Source organism: Nocardioides eburneiflavus, from assembly GCF_004785795.1.
Lineage (GTDB): Bacteria > Actinomycetota > Actinomycetes > Propionibacteriales > Nocardioidaceae > Nocardioides > Nocardioides eburneiflavus.
This window is the reverse complement of sequence record NZ_SRRO01000001.1, coordinates 2,687,064-2,701,949: the sequence shown is the minus strand read 5'-3', so window position 1 is coordinate 2,701,949 and position 14,886 is coordinate 2,687,064. Positions and strand designations below refer to the sequence as shown.

Annotated in this window: 10 protein-coding genes, 1 tRNA gene and 1 pseudogene; 5 read left to right on the top strand and 7 right to left on the bottom strand. The window is 70.4% G+C overall.

Going from position 1 to position 14,886, the window contains the following annotated elements:
- Nucleotides 1–5 precede the first annotated feature (5 nt).
- The 3 genes and pseudogenes from EXE59_RS12655 (at nucleotide 6) to EXE59_RS12645 (ending at nucleotide 3,763) form a co-directional block, all read left to right on the top strand.
- The gene (locus tag EXE59_RS12655; protein ID WP_135839219.1) at nucleotides 6–1,604 is read left to right on the top strand and encodes a long-chain-fatty-acid--CoA ligase; all 1,599 of its coding nucleotides are present in this window, start codon (nucleotides 6–8) and stop codon (nucleotides 1,602–1,604) included.
- Nucleotides 1,601–2,314, top strand: a complete 714-nt coding sequence (locus EXE59_RS12650) for an enoyl-CoA hydratase/isomerase family protein (RefSeq protein WP_135839218.1) — start codon at nucleotides 1,601–1,603, stop codon at nucleotides 2,312–2,314. The genes EXE59_RS12655 and EXE59_RS12650 overlap by 4 nt, the downstream gene beginning before the upstream one ends.
- A 302-nt stretch (nucleotides 2,315–2,616) precedes the next feature.
- Nucleotides 2,617–3,763, top strand: a pseudogene (locus EXE59_RS12645) (acyl-CoA dehydrogenase family protein).
- Nucleotides 3,764–3,895: 132 nt separating this feature from the next.
- Here the strand turns inward: EXE59_RS12645 and EXE59_RS12640 are convergent.
- The 6 genes from EXE59_RS12640 to EXE59_RS12615 form a co-directional block, all read right to left on the bottom strand.
- A tRNA-Met gene (locus EXE59_RS12640) sits at nucleotides 3,896–3,969 on the bottom strand.
- A gap of 48 nt (nucleotides 3,970–4,017) precedes the next feature.
- Nucleotides 4,018–7,041, bottom strand: a complete 3,024-nt coding sequence (locus EXE59_RS12635; protein WP_135839217.1) for a UPF0182 family membrane protein — start codon at nucleotides 7,039–7,041, stop codon at nucleotides 4,018–4,020.
- A 7-nt stretch (nucleotides 7,042–7,048) separates the two neighbouring features.
- Nucleotides 7,049–7,624, bottom strand: a complete 576-nt coding sequence (locus tag EXE59_RS12630; protein ID WP_135839216.1) for a PPA1309 family protein — start codon at nucleotides 7,622–7,624, stop codon at nucleotides 7,049–7,051.
- Nucleotides 7,621–8,673, bottom strand: coding sequence for a YlbL family protein (locus tag EXE59_RS12625; RefSeq protein ID WP_135839215.1), 1,053 nt, complete (start codon nucleotides 8,671–8,673; stop codon nucleotides 7,621–7,623). The genes EXE59_RS12630 and EXE59_RS12625 overlap by 4 nt, the downstream gene beginning before the upstream one ends.
- Nucleotides 8,674–8,754: 81 nt before the next feature.
- Nucleotides 8,755–9,015: a hypothetical protein gene (locus tag EXE59_RS12620; RefSeq protein WP_246056765.1), complete on the bottom strand. Its 261-nt coding sequence runs from the start codon at nucleotides 9,013–9,015 to the stop codon at nucleotides 8,755–8,757.
- Between the two features lie 42 nt (nucleotides 9,016–9,057).
- Nucleotides 9,058–9,483: a molybdenum cofactor biosynthesis protein MoaE gene (locus EXE59_RS12615; protein ID WP_135839214.1), complete on the bottom strand. Its 426-nt coding sequence runs from the start codon at nucleotides 9,481–9,483 to the stop codon at nucleotides 9,058–9,060.
- Nucleotides 9,484–9,543: 60 nt separating this feature from the next.
- Here EXE59_RS12615 and EXE59_RS12610 point away from each other — a divergent pair, with 60 nt between their 5' ends.
- On the top strand, nucleotides 9,544–10,875 hold the full coding sequence (locus EXE59_RS12610) for a zinc-dependent metalloprotease (protein WP_135839213.1): 1,332 nt from the start codon (nucleotides 9,544–9,546) through the stop codon (nucleotides 10,873–10,875).
- Nucleotides 10,872–11,432, top strand: a complete 561-nt coding sequence (locus tag EXE59_RS12605; protein ID WP_135839212.1) for an NUDIX hydrolase — start codon at nucleotides 10,872–10,874, stop codon at nucleotides 11,430–11,432. Before EXE59_RS12610 ends, EXE59_RS12605 begins: the two co-directional genes overlap by 4 nt.
- Before the next feature lie 11 nt (nucleotides 11,433–11,443).
- Here the strand turns inward: EXE59_RS12605 and EXE59_RS12600 are convergent, their stop codons facing one another.
- Complete coding sequence (locus EXE59_RS12600) at nucleotides 11,444–14,821, bottom strand: M6 family metalloprotease domain-containing protein (protein ID WP_168218501.1); 3,378 nt, start codon at nucleotides 14,819–14,821, stop codon at nucleotides 11,444–11,446.
- Between the last annotated feature and the right edge of the window lie 65 nt (nucleotides 14,822–14,886).

Here is a 14,886-nt window from a genome sequence, read left to right as displayed (position 1 = left end):
CACCCATGCACAACCTGTCGAACCTGCTCGAGGACTCAGCCCGCAAGCATCCCGAGCGCGATGCGCTCGTCCTGGGGTCCACGCGCCTGACGTACGGCCAAGTGGACGCGGCAGCCAGCCAGGTCGCGGACCTCCTCGTCGACCGCGGGATCCGGCCTGGCGACAAGGTCGCCGTGATGTGCCCCAACCTGCCCCAGTTCTCCATCGTCTACTACGGCATCCTCAAGGCCGGCGCCGTCGTCGTCCCGCTGAACGTGCTTCTCAAGGGACGTGAGGTCGCCTACCACCTCGACGACTCCGACTCCAAGGCGCTCTTCGCGTTCCAAGGCACCGCAGAGCTGCCGATCGGAGTCGAGGCCAAGGCCGGCTTCGACCAGGCAGAGGGCTGCGCGGACCTGTTCCTCATCACGGCCGACCCCCAAGCTCCCTCGCCGATCGACGGCATGCAGACCCTGGGCCACGCGATGGCGGACCGCCCGACCACCTTCGCGACAGCAGCCACCGACGAGGACGACACAGCCGTCATCCTCTACACCTCCGGCACGACCGGCCAACCCAAGGGTGCAGAGCTCCGCCACCGCAACATGCGCGACAACGCGATGGCGGGCAGGGAGCTGTTCGGCTGCGACGAGGACCGACCCGACACCTACCTGTGCGTGCTCCCCCTGTTTCACTCGTTTGGGCAGACCGTCATCCAGAACGGGGCCTTCGCCTTCGGAGGAACGATCGTGATGCTCCCTCGCTTCGAGCCAGCACCCGCGATCGAGGCGATGCTCCGCGAGTCAGTGACCGTCTTCGCCGGTGTCCCGACGATGTACTGGGGACTGCTCGGCGCCCTCGACAGCGACACCGACGTGCAGACCCTGGGGAAGAACCTGCGCATCGCGATCGCCGGCGGCTCTGCCCTCCCGGTCGAGATCCACCGCGAGGTCGAGAAGCGTTTCGGCGTGTCGATCGCCGAGGGCTACGGCCTCTCCGAGACCTCCCCCGTCGCGTCCTTCGCGCCCCTCGGCGCGCCGCCGCGCCCCGGCTCCATCGGCAAGCCGATCCCCGGCGTCGAGATGACGCTCATCGAACCCGACTCCTGGACCGAGATCATGTGGGCTCCCGACGCGGTTGGCGAGATCACCATCAAGGGACACAACGTGATGAAGGGCTACTACCAGCGCCCGGAAGCGACCGCTGCCGTGCTCAACAGCGACGGCTGGTTCCGCACCGGCGACCTGGCGCGCCGCGACGAGGACGGCTACTACTACATCGTCGACCGGACCAAGGACCTCATCATCAGGGGCGGCTTCAACGTCTACCCGCGCGAGATCGAGGAGGTCCTCATCACGCACCCTGGCATCAGCCTGGCCGCGGTGGTCGGCGTACCCCACGACAGCCACGGTGAGGAGATCAAGGCGTTCGTCATCCTCGAGCCCGGCGCCTCGCTCACCGAGAGCGACCTGATCGCCTGGGCCAAGGAGCAGATGGCGGCCTACAAGTACCCGCGCATCGTGGAGCTCGTCCCCAGCCTTCCAATGACCGCGACCGGGAAGATCTTGAAGCGCGAGCTGACGCGGACCGGCTCGACGTCTTCGACCCCGCCCCCGGGCACATGAGCGTCCTGCGCGAACGCCACGAGCACGGCGTTGAACTGCTTCGCATCGACCGGCCCGCCAACCGCAACGCTTTGGACAGCTCCACCCTCCGGCAGCTTGTCATGGCGCTCACGGAGCTGTCCGAGGACTCGGCACTGCGGGTGCTCATTCTGTCGACGACGTCGGTAGACGCATTCTGCGCCGGAGCCGACGTCACCGAGCCCTTGGACACCGAGTCCGGGGTGGCCCGGATGGAGGCGTTCGCCGAGCTGTACCACCGCCTGGAGCACGTCCCGGTCCCCACGATCGCCGCCTGCGTGGGGGCGTGCGTCGGGGCGGGAGCCGAGATCGTGGCGGGCTGCGACCTCCGCGTCGCGGGCGACAACCTCAAGCTCGCTTGGGCCGGAGCCCGGCTCGGCGTGCCGGTCGGACCCGCTCGCCTCACGCAGCTGGTGGGACTCTCCCGCGCCAAGGAGCTCGTCTACACAGGGCGCACGGTCGGCGCCGCCGAAGCGGCGTCGTACGGCCTGGTGCATCGCGTCACGCCTGCCGACCAGACAGAAACCGCAGCGGTCGAGCTCGCGGACCAGGTCAGGCGCCAGTCGAGCAACGGTGTCCGGGATCTGAAGCAGATGTTCCGACACCTGGAGCACACGTCCGAGCGGATCGCCTACGAGAACGAACGACTGCTCGACTTCCAGCGCCACGGCGCCGGCCTACCCCACGGCTGATTCCACTACCCCATCCCTACAGAAGCTGGCACGCCCGAGCGTCGTGAACAGGAGCCACCAATGCGAACTGCACCCCTCGAACAGGTCCCTTGGCAGGTCACCGGACCACAGAAGGCCTCAGCCCATGGGGAACGTCGCCCTTGGGGAACGGTGCATGTACGGCGTAACGGCTCCAACGTCACCGCGTGCGGCCTGCCGACCCTCACGTGGTACGTGTTCTGGACCCGTCGATTCGTTCCCGGGGCCCAGAACTCGTGCTGGACCTGCTCGACAGCGGTCACGGGCGCCGACGGGACGCCGCAGTGAAGCGCCGCCTGTACGACGACGACCACGAGGCGTTCCGCTCGTCCGTACGGGAGTTCGTGCAGCGGTCGGTGTCGCCGTACGTCGACGAGCACGCTGCGAACAAGCAGGTGGACCGTGGGATGTGGCTCGCGGCCGGCGAGCAGGGGCTCCTCGGCCTCGAAGTCCCAGAAGCCCACGGCGGCGTCCACGCTTGGGGACTACCGCTTCAACGCCGTCGTCCTCGAAGAGCTGAACCGCGTCAACGCGGCCTTGGGTTCGTGCTGGGGCATCCACGCGGACATTGCAGCGCCCGACCTCGTCGACCTCGGCACGGAGGAGCAGAAGCAGCGGTGGCTACCCGGTGTCTGTTCGGGTCAGACGCTCCTCGCCATCGGCATGACAGAGCCGTCCGGCGGCTCAGACCTGGGCGCGCTCAGGACGACAGCGGTGCGGGATGGCGACGAGTGGATCATCAACGGCTCGAAGACGTTCATCACCAACGGCTACTCCGCCGACCTCGTCATCACGGCAGTACGCACCGACCCCGGGAAGGGTGCCAAGGGCATCACGCACTTCGCGATCGAGGCGGACAGCCCGGGCTTCGTGCGGGGTAGGAAGCTGGACAAGGTCGGCCAGGACGAGTCCGACACCGCAGAGCTGTTCTTCGACAACGTGCGCCTCACGGACGCGGAGATCATCGGCGAGCTCAACATGGGTTTCATGCACATGATGGAGAAGCTGCCCCAGGAGCGACTGGGGTGCGCCGTCTCCAACGTCGCGCACGCCAAGCAGATCCTCCACGAGACCCTCGAGTACACGAAGGAACGCCAAGCGTTCGGGCAGTCAGTCGGCCGGTTCCAGCACAACAAGTTCCTCCTTGCAGAGCTCTTCACGCAGATCGAGGTCGTCGAGGGCTACCTCGATCTGTGCGTGCTCGCCCACAACGAGGGCGATCTGACCCCGGCGGACGCAGCCAAGGCCAAGTGGTACTCCTCCGAGGTCCAGAACACCGTCCTGGACCACTGCGTGCAGCTCCACGGCGGCTACGGCTTCATGAACGAGTACCGCGTCGCCCGCGCCTGGCGAGACGCCCGCGTCACCAAGATCTGGGCCGGGTCCAACGAGATCATGAAGGAGCTCATCGGCCGGGACCTCGGTCTGTGATCAGCACGCCAGGATTCTTCGCGACGATCGAACACGCGATGCCTGTCACACGCGTCGTTGCAGTCCCCCGCCACATGGTTGCGCACATGCGAGAGGCCCTCACAGTCAGACTGTGAGGGCCTCTCGGATTTGTAGCGGGGGCAGGATTTGAACCTGCGACCTCTGGGTTATGAGCCCAGCGAGCTACCGAGCTGCTCCACCCCGCGTCGGTGAACAGAACATTACAGGGGTGGTCCGCAGAGCCCAAATCGGGGTCAGCCGAGCTGGCGCACCGCCTGCTCGACCAGATCGCGGCCCTCCTCCATCAGGCGTGCCCAGCGCACCGTGTCGCCGGCCTGCTGCGCCGCGTCGGCCTGGGCGAACTTGGCCTCGGCCTGGCGGAGCAGCTCCTCGACGGTGGCGTCACCACCGGGGGTGGGGTTCTCCCCCGGCGTGTTCGTCGGCTCCTCGGTGGGCTCCTCGGTGGGCTCCTCGGTGGGCTCCTCTGTCGGCTCCTCGGTGGGTTCCTCACCCGTGCCGTCCGTCGACGAGTCGGAGGTCAGCGCGTCCTCGATGGCAGCGGCCAGGGTGGTGCCGATGCCGACACGGTTCTCGTACGAGACGAGCACGAAGCGCAGGATCGGGAAGTTCGACTCTCCTGCGCGGCGCGTGTAGACCGGCTGGACGTACATGAACTGGTCGCCGATCGGCACGGTCAACAGGTTTCCGGGCACGCGGTCGGCGTCACCGGTCGTGTAGGGCAGCAGGGCCTGGCTGACGTCCTCGTTGGTGGCGAACGTGTTGGCGATCTGCAGCGGCCCGCCGGTCGGCTCGTTGGGCAGCTCCAGCACCGACACCTTGCCGTAGTCGTCGGTCGTCGCGTCGCTGTTGACCGCCATGTAGGAGGCCAGGTTGTTCTCCTTGTCGCGCGGCACGTAGACCGACGTCAGCGACCACGTCTCGCCCTCACCGGTGTCGGTGAAGAGGCGGTACGGCGGCTGCAGGCGGTTGGGGCTCTGCGGGTCGCTGGGGACCTCCCACCGGCTCGATCCCTCGAACCAGGCCGACGCCGAGGTCTCGTGGTAGCGCTGGAACTGGAAGCGCTGGGCCTTGAACAGGTCCTCGGGATACCGGAGGTGCTCCTCGAGCGCGTCGGGGATGTCCTCCTTGGGCTGCACGACGTCGGGGAAGACCTCGGTCCACGCCTTGAGGATCGGGTCCTCCTCGTCCCACTCGTAGAGGGAGACGGTGCCGTCGTAGGCGTCGACCGTCGCCTTGACCGAGTTGCGGAGGTAGTTGATCTCGTCGGTCGGCAGCGTCTGGAAGCCGGTGTTCTCCTGCAGGGAGTCGTCGGTCATCTCCTCGAGCGACTCGCGCTGCGAGAGCGGGTACTTGTCGGTGACGGTGTAGCCGTCGAGGATCCATTGGATCCGTCCGTCGACGACCGCGGGGTAGGGGTCGGAGTCGACCGTCAGCCACGGGGCGACCTTCTCCACCATCTGGCGCGGGTTGCGGTCGTAGAGGATCTTCGAGTTCTCGTGCACGCGGCTCGACAGGATCAGGTTGGGCTCGCCGAAGCGCACGGCGTAGAGCAGCTGCGTGAAGACGTTGCCGATCTTCACCCCCGCCTCACCGTCGTACGTCGTGGCGACGTCCTCCTCGCTGCGGTCGCCCCGCGGCAGGTCGAACTCCACGGGACCGCCGTCGGGGTCGAGGCCGACGATGCTGTACGACGGGCTCTGCTCACCGAAGTAGACCCTGGTCTCGTAGCCGTCCTCGCCGGCCAGGCGGGACAGGGTGTTCTCGTCGGCCTCCGCCCCCTCGGCCCACTGGATGCCCGTCTGCTGGGTGGAGTCGTCCTCGGGACGCTGGTTGGCGAAGGCGGCGATCACGCCGTTGCCGTGCGTGTACGCGGTGTGCAGGTTGGACCAGTTCTGGTCGTTCTCCGCGAGCCCGCTCTGGTCGAGCTCGCGCACGCCGAGCACGACGGCGCGGTCCGTGCCGTCGATCTCGTAGCGGTCGACGTCGAGCACGTTGGGGACGGAGTAGTAGGCGCGGACCTGTTGCTGCTGCTCGAAGATCTCGCTGACGATCTGCGGGTCGACCAGCGGGATGCCGTCGGTCATCCCGTCCAGCGCCTCGAGACGGCCGTCCTCGGTCACGGCCGTGCCGCCGACGTTGCGAACGTCGATCTGGTCGAGCTGGTAGGCCGCCCGGGTCGCGTCGATGTTGGCCTTGATGTACGGGCCCTCGCGGTCCGGGACGTTGGGGTTGACCCGGATCGCCTGGACCACCGTCGGCACGATCAGCCCGAGGATGATCGCCGAGAGCGCGAAGAGCGCCACGCCCACCGACGGCAGCAACCACGTGCGTCGCCAGATGTTGGCGAGGAAGAGCAGGCCGCACACGATCGCGATGCCGGCGAGGATCTCCTTGGCCGGCAGCACCGCCTTCTCGTCGGTGTAGCCCATGCCGGTGAAGATCGAGCCGGAGTTGGTGACCAGGTCGAAGCGGTCGAGCCAGTAGTCGACCGCCTTGGCGAGCACGAAGACGGCCAGCAGGGCGGAGACCTGGATCTGCGCGGCGCTGGTGAGGCGCTCACCCGGGCGGGCCGAGAGCCGGATCCCGCCGAAGAGGTAGTTCATCAGGATCGAGGCGATGAGCCCGACCACGGCGAGCGCCATCACGTAGTCGACGATGTAGTGCCAGAAGGGCAGGTCGAAGACGTAGAAGCCGACGTCCTTCTCGAAGTAACGGTCCGTGGTGCCGAAGGTCTGCGAGTGGCGCCACAGCGAGTAGCTGCGCCACTGGCCCGACGCCGAGGCGCCGGCGAACAGGCCCATGAGCAACGAGGCGCCCGCGATGACCCATCCCATCCGGGGCGCGAGGAGCTCGCGGTAGCGGTCCATCCCGTCGTCGGGCAGCCCCGGCATGCCCGGGAACAGCACCGGCCGGAAGCGGTAGGCGAGCGCCATCGCGGTCGCCACCGTGGCGGCCATCAGGCCGGCGAAGACCAGGAACAGGCCGATGCGGGTCAGGAGCAGCGTGGTGAAGACGTCCTGGAAGCCGACCGAGCCGAACCACAGGCGCTCGGTCCAGAAGGACGCGAAGCCGCTGAGCAGCATGAAGGCGAGCACGAGGATGATCGCGGTGATCACCAGGGCGCCCGGGCGGCGCGAGGCGACGGCGGGCCGGGCGCCCCCACCGCCAGCGGGACCGCCGGGGCCGCCGGACCCACCGGGTCGCTTGGGGCCACTCGGTCCGTCGGGTCCGCTGGGTCGATCGAAGGGATTGCTCATGGCCTGCTCAGGGGTTCTCGTCGGGGCGGGTCTGGGGGTCGTGCAACGTCGCGTGGAGGAGCTCGAGCAGACCGGGCACCAGCTCGGTGCCGTTGACCACGGACTGCTCGTCGTCGTGGGCGCGCAGGCGCAGGGCGCAGTAGGACGCGCCGGCGCGGGTCGCACCGGCGACCATCCGCACCTCCTGCCGGTCGGGGTGCTCGCGGGCGAAGAGCTCGGCGGCGGTCGGGTCGTCCGGGATGTCGTCGTCGGTGCCGGGAGGCAGCACGAGCCGCTCGATCACGGCGGCGCACCCAGTCACGCTGTCGGGCCACGCGATCGTGTGGAGCGCCGCCTCGAGGGCCTGGCCGGGCGGCAGCCCGTCCTGCTCGATCGGCGTGAACGACCCCTCGTCGCCCGGGCCGTCGATCGACATCGCCGCCGCGAGCGCCGGCTCCTGCGCGACGAGCGTCGCGGTGTCGACGAGGGCGTAGAGGCGCGCCGGCTGGTCCCAGCCGTCCTGGGCGACGTGCGCCTCGATCTCGAGGACGGCCGCCGCGAGGGCCGGGTCCTCGGGCAGGGGCTGGTCGGGCAGCTCGGTCATGACGCGGTGTCCTCACAGGTGGGGAGCTCGGTGTCGGGGTCGGCGACCCAGTCGGCCAGGGTCTCGACGGCGCGGTGCATCGTGGTCGTCCGGGCCAGGCGCATGTCGCCGGGGTCCACTCCCCCGATGCCGTCGCAGTTGTCGGCGGGCACGAGGAAGAGCTCGGCGCCGGCGTCGCGGGCGGCGGCGATCTTCTGCTGGATCCCGCCGATGGGGCCGACCTCGCCGGCCGGGGTGATGGTGCCGGTGCCGGCGATGTCGGCGCCGCCCGTGATCGACCCCGGGGTCAGCGTGTCGTAGATCGCGAGGGACATCATCAGTCCGGCGCTCGGACCGCCGATGTTGTCGGAGATGTCGACGCTGACCCGGAAGGGGAAGTCGAAGCCGATCCCCGGCGTGATCCCGATGCGGAGGTCGCCGTCGACCTCCTCCGGCGTGACGTCGACGCTCACGTCCTCCCCGCCCCGGCGTACGAGGAAGGTCAGCGCCTCGCCCTCGGCGGCCGCGTCCACGGCGTCGACGACGTCCTGGGCGTCGGCGATCTCGGCGCCGTCGACCCGGAGCAGCCGGTCGCGCACCTCGAGCCGGCCGTCGGCCGGGAGTCCGGGAGTGACGCTGACGACCTCGACGACTGGGTCGACCTCCTCGCCGAGCTCGGTGAGGGCGGCCGCCACGGCGGTGTCCTGCGAGGACACCATCGCGGCCTCGGACTCGCGGTCGCTCGACTCGTCGGTCTCGTCGGGCGCATAGATCGACGACCGCGGCCACACGGCCGCGTCGGGGTCGAAGTAGGCGCGCAGCAGCTCGGGCAGGGTGACGTCCTCCTGCGGGGTGCTGACGTAGACGGTCGTCATCCGCAGCTCGCCGTCGTCGTAGTAGGCCTCGCGCCCGGCGACCTGCACGATCTCGTCGCCGTCGGACTCGGCGAGGATGTCGACGGTCGGCCCGGGGTAGTAGGTGACGTAGGGCAGCGGCACGAACACGGCGGTCGCCCACAGCACCGCCAGCAGGCACAGCGCGACCAAACCCGCCCCGGTCCGCTGACTCATGGACGCAACTCTCTCAAACGGCAGCAACTCACCGGCACCCAGCCGACACCCGGCCCGTCCGCCGTCGTCCCGGCCAGCGCCTCAGCCCGCCCGACGGGAGGCACCGCGGTCGGCACCGGCGCCGTGGCTGGGTCGCACGGCGATGCCCGTGCTGCGGTCGCGGAGCGGAGGGGACGTACGCCGCGTGCCGGCCGGCAGGTCCTTGCCGAGGGCCTTGCCGAGCCGCTGTACGGCGACGTCGCGGTCGACCTCGCCGCGGCCGTCGCGCCCGGCCCACGACACCCACGCCATCGCGGCGGCGGTGACGACGGCCGACGGGACGAGCCAGAGCAGGATCTCCACGCGCCGAGCCTAGGCGCGTGGGCGCACAGGAACAGGGAGGCCCTACGGCGTGCCGACCCACTCCTCGGTCCGGTCGTCGAAGACCTGGTGCTTCCAGATGGGCACCTCGGCCTTGAGGGTGTCGATCAGGGCACGCGACGCCGCGAACGCGTCACCGCGGTGCGCGGCCGTGGTCGCGACGACCACCGCGAGGTCGCCGATCCGCAGCTCGCCGACGCGGTGCACGGCGGCCACGCCGCGTACGTCGTGCTCCGCGGCCACCCGCCGGCAGACGTCCTCGAGGCGCGCGAGCGCGGTCGGGTGGGCGGAGTAGTCCAGCGCGGTCACGCCCTTGCCGCCGTCGTGGTCGCGGACCTGGCCGATGAAGAGGGTGAGGCCGCCGGCGCCGTCGTCGCCGAGCGCGTCGACGACCTCGGTGACGTCGAGCGGCGTGTCGCGGATGTCGACGAGGCGTACGGGATCGGTCACCCGGCCGAGTCTAGGAGAGGAGGGGTGCCCGTGCTGGGCGCGGTGAGTACCGTGGATGCCATGAGTGACACCCCCGGAGGCCCCGGACAGTCCGGTCAGGGCCCCGACGACGACAACCCGTTCAAGGGCACGCCCTTCGAGCAGATCTTCTCCCAGATGGGCGGGTTCGGCGCCGGTGGCGGCATGCCCGACCTCAACGCGCTGATGGCGCAGATGCAGTCGCTGTTCGCGCCCCACGACGGGCCCGTCAACTGGGACACCGTGACCGACCTCGCCCGCCGCGCCGCCGCGCAGGAGCCCGACCCCGCCGTCAGCGCGGCGCAGTCGAGCGCGGTCGCCGACGCCGTACGCCTCGCCGACCACTGGCTCGACACCACCACCGAGTTCCCGTCCGGCGTGACGACCACCGCCGCGTGGTCGCGCGCGGAGTGGATCGTGGAGACCATCCCGGTCTGGAAGGTGCTCGTGGAGCCGATCGCCGGGTCCGCGACCCAGGCGCTGGGCCAGGCGATGCCCGAGGAGATGCGGCAGCTCGCAGGCCCGCTGATGGCGATGCTCGGCAAGGCCAGCGGAGCGATGGTCGCCTCGCAGGTGGGCAGCGGGCTCGGCGCCCTCGCCGGCGACGTGCTCAGCGCCTCCGACATCGGCCTGCCGCTGGGCCCGATCGGCAGGGCGGCGTTGCTGCCCACCAACGTCACGGCCTTCGCCGACGAGCTCCCCGACGTCTCGACCGACGACGTGCTCCTCTACCTCGCGCTGCGCGAGGCCGCCCACCAGCGCCTCTTCGCGGGCGTGCCGTGGCTGCGCGACCACCTCATCGGGGCGGTCGCCGAGTACGGCGCCGGGATGGACTTCGACACCTCCGGGATGGAGGCCAAGCTGCGCGAGGTCGACATGACCAACCCGGCCGCGATGCAGGACGCCCTCGCCGGCGGCCTCTTCGACCCCGAGCCGTCCCCCGCCCAGAAGGCCGCCCTGGAGAAGCTCGAGGTCACCCTCGCGCTGGTCGAGGGTTGGGTCGACGAGGTGGTCAGCCAGGCCACTGCGGAGCGGATGCCGGCCGCGGCCAAGCTCCAGGAGACCGTACGCCGCCGTCGCGCCGCCGGCGGCCCGGCCGAGCAGACCTTCGCGACGCTGGTCGGCCTCGAGCTGCGCCCGCGCCGGTTGCGCGACGCCGCCACCCTGTGGGGATCGCTGCGCACCCGTCAGGGCACGGAGGCCCGCGACGGCGTGTGGATGTCGCCACACCTGCTGCCGACGGCCGCCGACCTCGACGACCCGCTGGGCTTCCGCGAGGACTCGGTGGCGCCCGGCGAGCTGTCGGAGGAGGAGTTCGACGCCGGTCTGCGCGACCTGCTCGACGGCGGTGGCGACGAGCGCCCCACCGCGTGAGCCTCCCGCACGCCAGCGCCGTCGCGACCCTGACCGTCTGGCCCGCCCCCTCCCCCGCCCAGGCCGGGCTCCGGGCCCGCTTCCTGGCCCACCTGGACGCCCACGACGACGGACTGGCGAAGTCCTGCTTCCCCGACCACCTGACAGCCGGCGCCATCGTCGTCTCCCCCGATGGCGAGCAGGTGCTGCTCAACCACCATCGCAAGGCCGACGCGTGGCTGGCCTTCGGCGGTCACCTTGAGCCCGGGGACGGCTCACTCGCGGCCGGTGCGCGCCGCGAGCTCGAGGAGGAGTCCGGGCTCACCGACTTCGAGCTCGACCACGACCCGTTGTGCCTCGACGAGCACGCGGTGGAGTTCTGCTCCGACCGCGGCACCGTCCACCACCTCGACGTACGCTTCCTCGCCACGGCCGAGCCCGGTGCCTCCCACGCCGCGAGCGAGGAGTCGCTGGACGTGCGCTGGTGGCCCGTGGACGCCCTGCCCGCGACGTTCGACGACATGTACGCGCTGGTCGACGCCGCGGTGGCGCGGGTGCGGTCCCGCGCACGGGCCTGACGGCACTCGAGTCAGAGCTCGCAGGACACGCGCTTGTCCGACCTCCCCGAGCAGGTGTCGCGCTTGGGCCCGCCGTCGAGGCGGTCGCGACCCGGCCCACCGACCAGCCGGTCCTTCCCCTCGTTGCCGTAGAGCCAGTCCTTGCCCGTCCCGCCGTCGAGCTTGTCGTCGCCCCGACCGCCGAAGAGCAGGTCGTCGCCCCCGCGGCCGGAGATGGTGTCGCCTCCACCGAGACCACACAGGACGTCGTCGCCTGCCGTGCCGACGACCTTGTCCCTGGCTCCCGTCGGGGTGTTGTCGCACACGAACCCGACCCCAGCCCGCGCGGACGCGCTGTTGTTGCCCGGGCTGGCGTCAGGCGCCGCGACCGACGCGGATGCCTCGTGCGGTCCGGGCGACAGGGGCCGGACTCCGAGGTCGAGGACCGCCCCAGTGCCGCTCGCGACCGCTCCGAGGTCGCAGACCAGCACCTTGCCGCCCGCACAGCCGGCACGCGACTCGAGGACCACGCTCGCTGGCACCGTCGCGGACACCTCGACCGGCGTGCCTGAGGTCGCGCCGGTGCGCTCCACGCGCACCCGGTAGGCGAACCCCGTCTGCTCCGGTCGGTCCACGAGCGACATCGACACCGCTAGGTCTGTCGCGACGACCACCGCTGCTGGGACGACCTGGTTCGATGGTGCGCTGGCCGGGCCCGTTCCGAGCGCGTTGGTCGCCCGAACCGTGAAGGTGTAGGCGGTCCCGTTGGTCAGCCCGCCGATCGTCGTGCTGGTCGCCGCCGCCCCGACGTTCTTGGTCATGCCTCCCGGGCTCGCGGTCACGGTGTACCCGGTGATCGGCGACCCGTTGTCCGGTCCGGGTGACCACGACACGACGGCACTTGCATCCCCCGCGGTGGCCGTGACGTTCGTCGGTGCACCCGGTGTCGAGGACGCCGCCAGGCTCCAGCTGACCTTCAGCTCGCCCTGTGACGCGTTGTCGTAGGTGTCGACCGCGATCCGATAGGTCGACCCGGCCACCGCGTCGAACGTCACCCTGCTCCACCGGTTGCCCGTCACGTCGATGTCGTCGTTCTCCGCCACCAGGCTCAACCCGTTGACCGATGCCCCGGTGTACACACCGAGCAGGGTGTCGACCTGCGCGCCGCTCCCCTGGGTGTCGACGACCACCTGCCCCGAGCTCGGAGCGGTCCAGCTCCACCAGACCGACCCTCCGCCGGCGTTGCCGGTGATCGGCGGCTCGCCCGGCTCCTTGGAGGCGTTCTGGTTGTTGCCCGTGGCCGCCCCGCCGGTCCCGGCGAGGGTCGTCGCCTGGGCGAAGTCGTCGTTGAGCGGGCGGACCCGCACGCGGGTGCGGATGTTGCCCACGGCCACGGTGTTGGCAGCGCTGTCGTAGTAGCCACCCACCTGGAAGTAGTAGGTCTGTCCGGCCTGGGCGACGAACTCGGGCACGCGCGACGTCGTCTCGGTGCCTGTCGAGACGTCGTCGTTGCAGCTGTGGGCGGTCAGGTTCGCCAGCGACGTGCCTCGCCACACGCTGAGGACGGTGTCGATCGCGCTGCCGGACGTGTCGGCAGCGACCCGGACGTCACGGGCCGGTGTGTAGCGGTACCAGACGGTGCGACCGATCGGGCAGCCGGCTTGGGCGAACTCGCCGGCCTCCGCTGTCGCACTGGTGTTGTTGACGGTGGCGTCGAAGACGCGCGAGCTCACAGCGGTGGCGTTGGCGAAGTGGTCGTTGACGGGTGTCGACGAACCGCCGGGGGCGGTGAAGGTCGCCGACATCGAGGCGCTGGTCGCGCTCACTCCGCTCATGGAGACGCCGCTCGGTGCCCCGCTGTTCAGGTTGCTGTTGGGGGTCGTGGCCCCGTTGAACGCGGTGGCTCCTCCTGCCTTGAAGGTGTCACCCGCGTCTCCGCGTCCCGTCATGGCGCCGTCAGCCTCTTCGATGTCGACCAGCCTGGCCACGTCGTTCGCGTTGTTGCCCCTCGACTCGTCGATGTGCCACACGACCACGCCGGCGCCTGGCAGGGAGGCGTCGTACCCGGTCCTCTGACGGTTCTCGACCAGGAAGTACTCGCCCGTTCCGGTGCCCTGCCAGCTCCAGTCGTGGGGGCCGTCGGGATTGGGGAGCATCTGCACGGCCACGCCGGCGGTGCCGGTCGTGGCGGCGTTCAGCGTGGTGGTCTGCGTGCCCGTGACCACCGTCGGGGTGATCCATCCCTTGAACGAGCGCGACCAGGCATCCATCAGGGGCGGGGTCATGCCCTCGTAGGGGTCGACACCTGGCACGTAGCCCCACGATCCCCCACCCATGGCGCTCCACGTGCCGACGCCGCTGGAGCTGCGGTCGATGTCGTAGAGGTCGGGGAGGCCGAGGTCGTGGCCGATCTCGTGGACCATGATCCCCATGGCCGCCATGTGGTCGCCGTGCATCTCGCCGAACTGGGTGTAGCCCCAGCCGCCGACCCACTTGCCGTCGACGCTGGGGATCTCCGTCCCCTGCAGCACCCAGTGGTGACCCCACAGGGACCGAGCGCCGCCGAGACCGGCGCAGCACGAGGCCTCCTGGCCGGCCGCGATGACCGTCACGTGCAGCTCCGTGTTGCGGACGACGCCGTCGCCGTCGGTGTCGTACGCCGCGTAGTTCACGTAGGGGTCGGCAGCGAGGATGGCGGCCCGGGTGGCGAGCCGGTTGCTGACGTCGGAGATGGAGTTGTTCGGGTGGTTGATCCCGACGTTGACCCAGCCGACGACCCCGTCGTTGACCGTGCCGTGGCTCTCGGCGGCCGGGACGAGACCGAACTGACCACCCGAGTTGGCGGCGTAGTACTGGGAGACGCTCTTGGTGGGGTTGAAGTACGCGCTGCTCCACTGAGCTGCTGTCGTGCCGAGGCTGCCCTGGTCGTTGAAGGTCGCCAGGATCACGAGGGACCTGTCCTGTCCGATCGAGGGTGACGCCGCTGGGCCGCCGACGCCCTCGGCGATGCGCACCTCCCGGGAGGCGGACTTCCGGTGCCGCTCCGCTCGGGCGGTCAGCACGCGGTCGCGCAGGTGCTTGCCCATGACCGGCTCGTCACGACCGACGACGAGCCCCGACGCGCGCAGCTCACCGCGCGCGTCCTGGCGGGCGTAGCGCCACACGCCCCGTTCGCCCCGCAGGATGGTGTGTCCGTCCACGGTCTCGTGGCCGTTGTACCACTCGTCGCCGAAGAGCCGCGCCTTGAACCTCTCCCCGTCCGGCTGGGTGAGGGTGACTGCTTCCGGGTGCGCCGGGACGGCCTGTGAGGGCGCGGCGAGCAGCACAGCAGCTGCCATGCCTGCGGCGGCGACCACCATGATGGCCGCGAGGGCCCACGGCCGGTGGCGACTGGCGACATAGGGGGACATGGGACGCATGGTCCGAGTCCGGGACCCGCGCGGGTCGCCGTCCACCGGAACCTACCCCGTGTTGG

Bases quoted from the DNA above. Each gene is read 5' to 3' on its own strand.
- EXE59_RS12630 (WP_135839216.1), bottom strand. From the start codon at position 7,624: ATGACCGAGCTGCCCGACCAGCCCCTGCCCGAGGACCCGGCCCTCGCG.
- EXE59_RS12635 (WP_135839217.1), bottom strand. From the start codon at position 7,041: ATGAGCAATCCCTTCGATCGACCCAGCGGACCCGACGGACCGAGTGGC.
- EXE59_RS12625 (WP_135839215.1), bottom strand. From the start codon at position 8,673: ATGAGTCAGCGGACCGGGGCGGGTTTGGTCGCGCTGTGCCTGCTGGCG.
- EXE59_RS12600 (WP_168218501.1), bottom strand. From the start codon at position 14,821: ATGTCCCCCTATGTCGCCAGTCGCCACCGGCCGTGGGCCCTCGCGGCC.
- EXE59_RS12650 (WP_135839218.1), top strand. From the start codon at position 1,601: ATGAGCGTCCTGCGCGAACGCCACGAGCACGGCGTTGAACTGCTTCGC.
- EXE59_RS12610 (WP_135839213.1), top strand. From the start codon at position 9,544: ATGAGTGACACCCCCGGAGGCCCCGGACAGTCCGGTCAGGGCCCCGAC.
- EXE59_RS12655 (WP_135839219.1), top strand. From the start codon at position 6: ATGCACAACCTGTCGAACCTGCTCGAGGACTCAGCCCGCAAGCATCCC.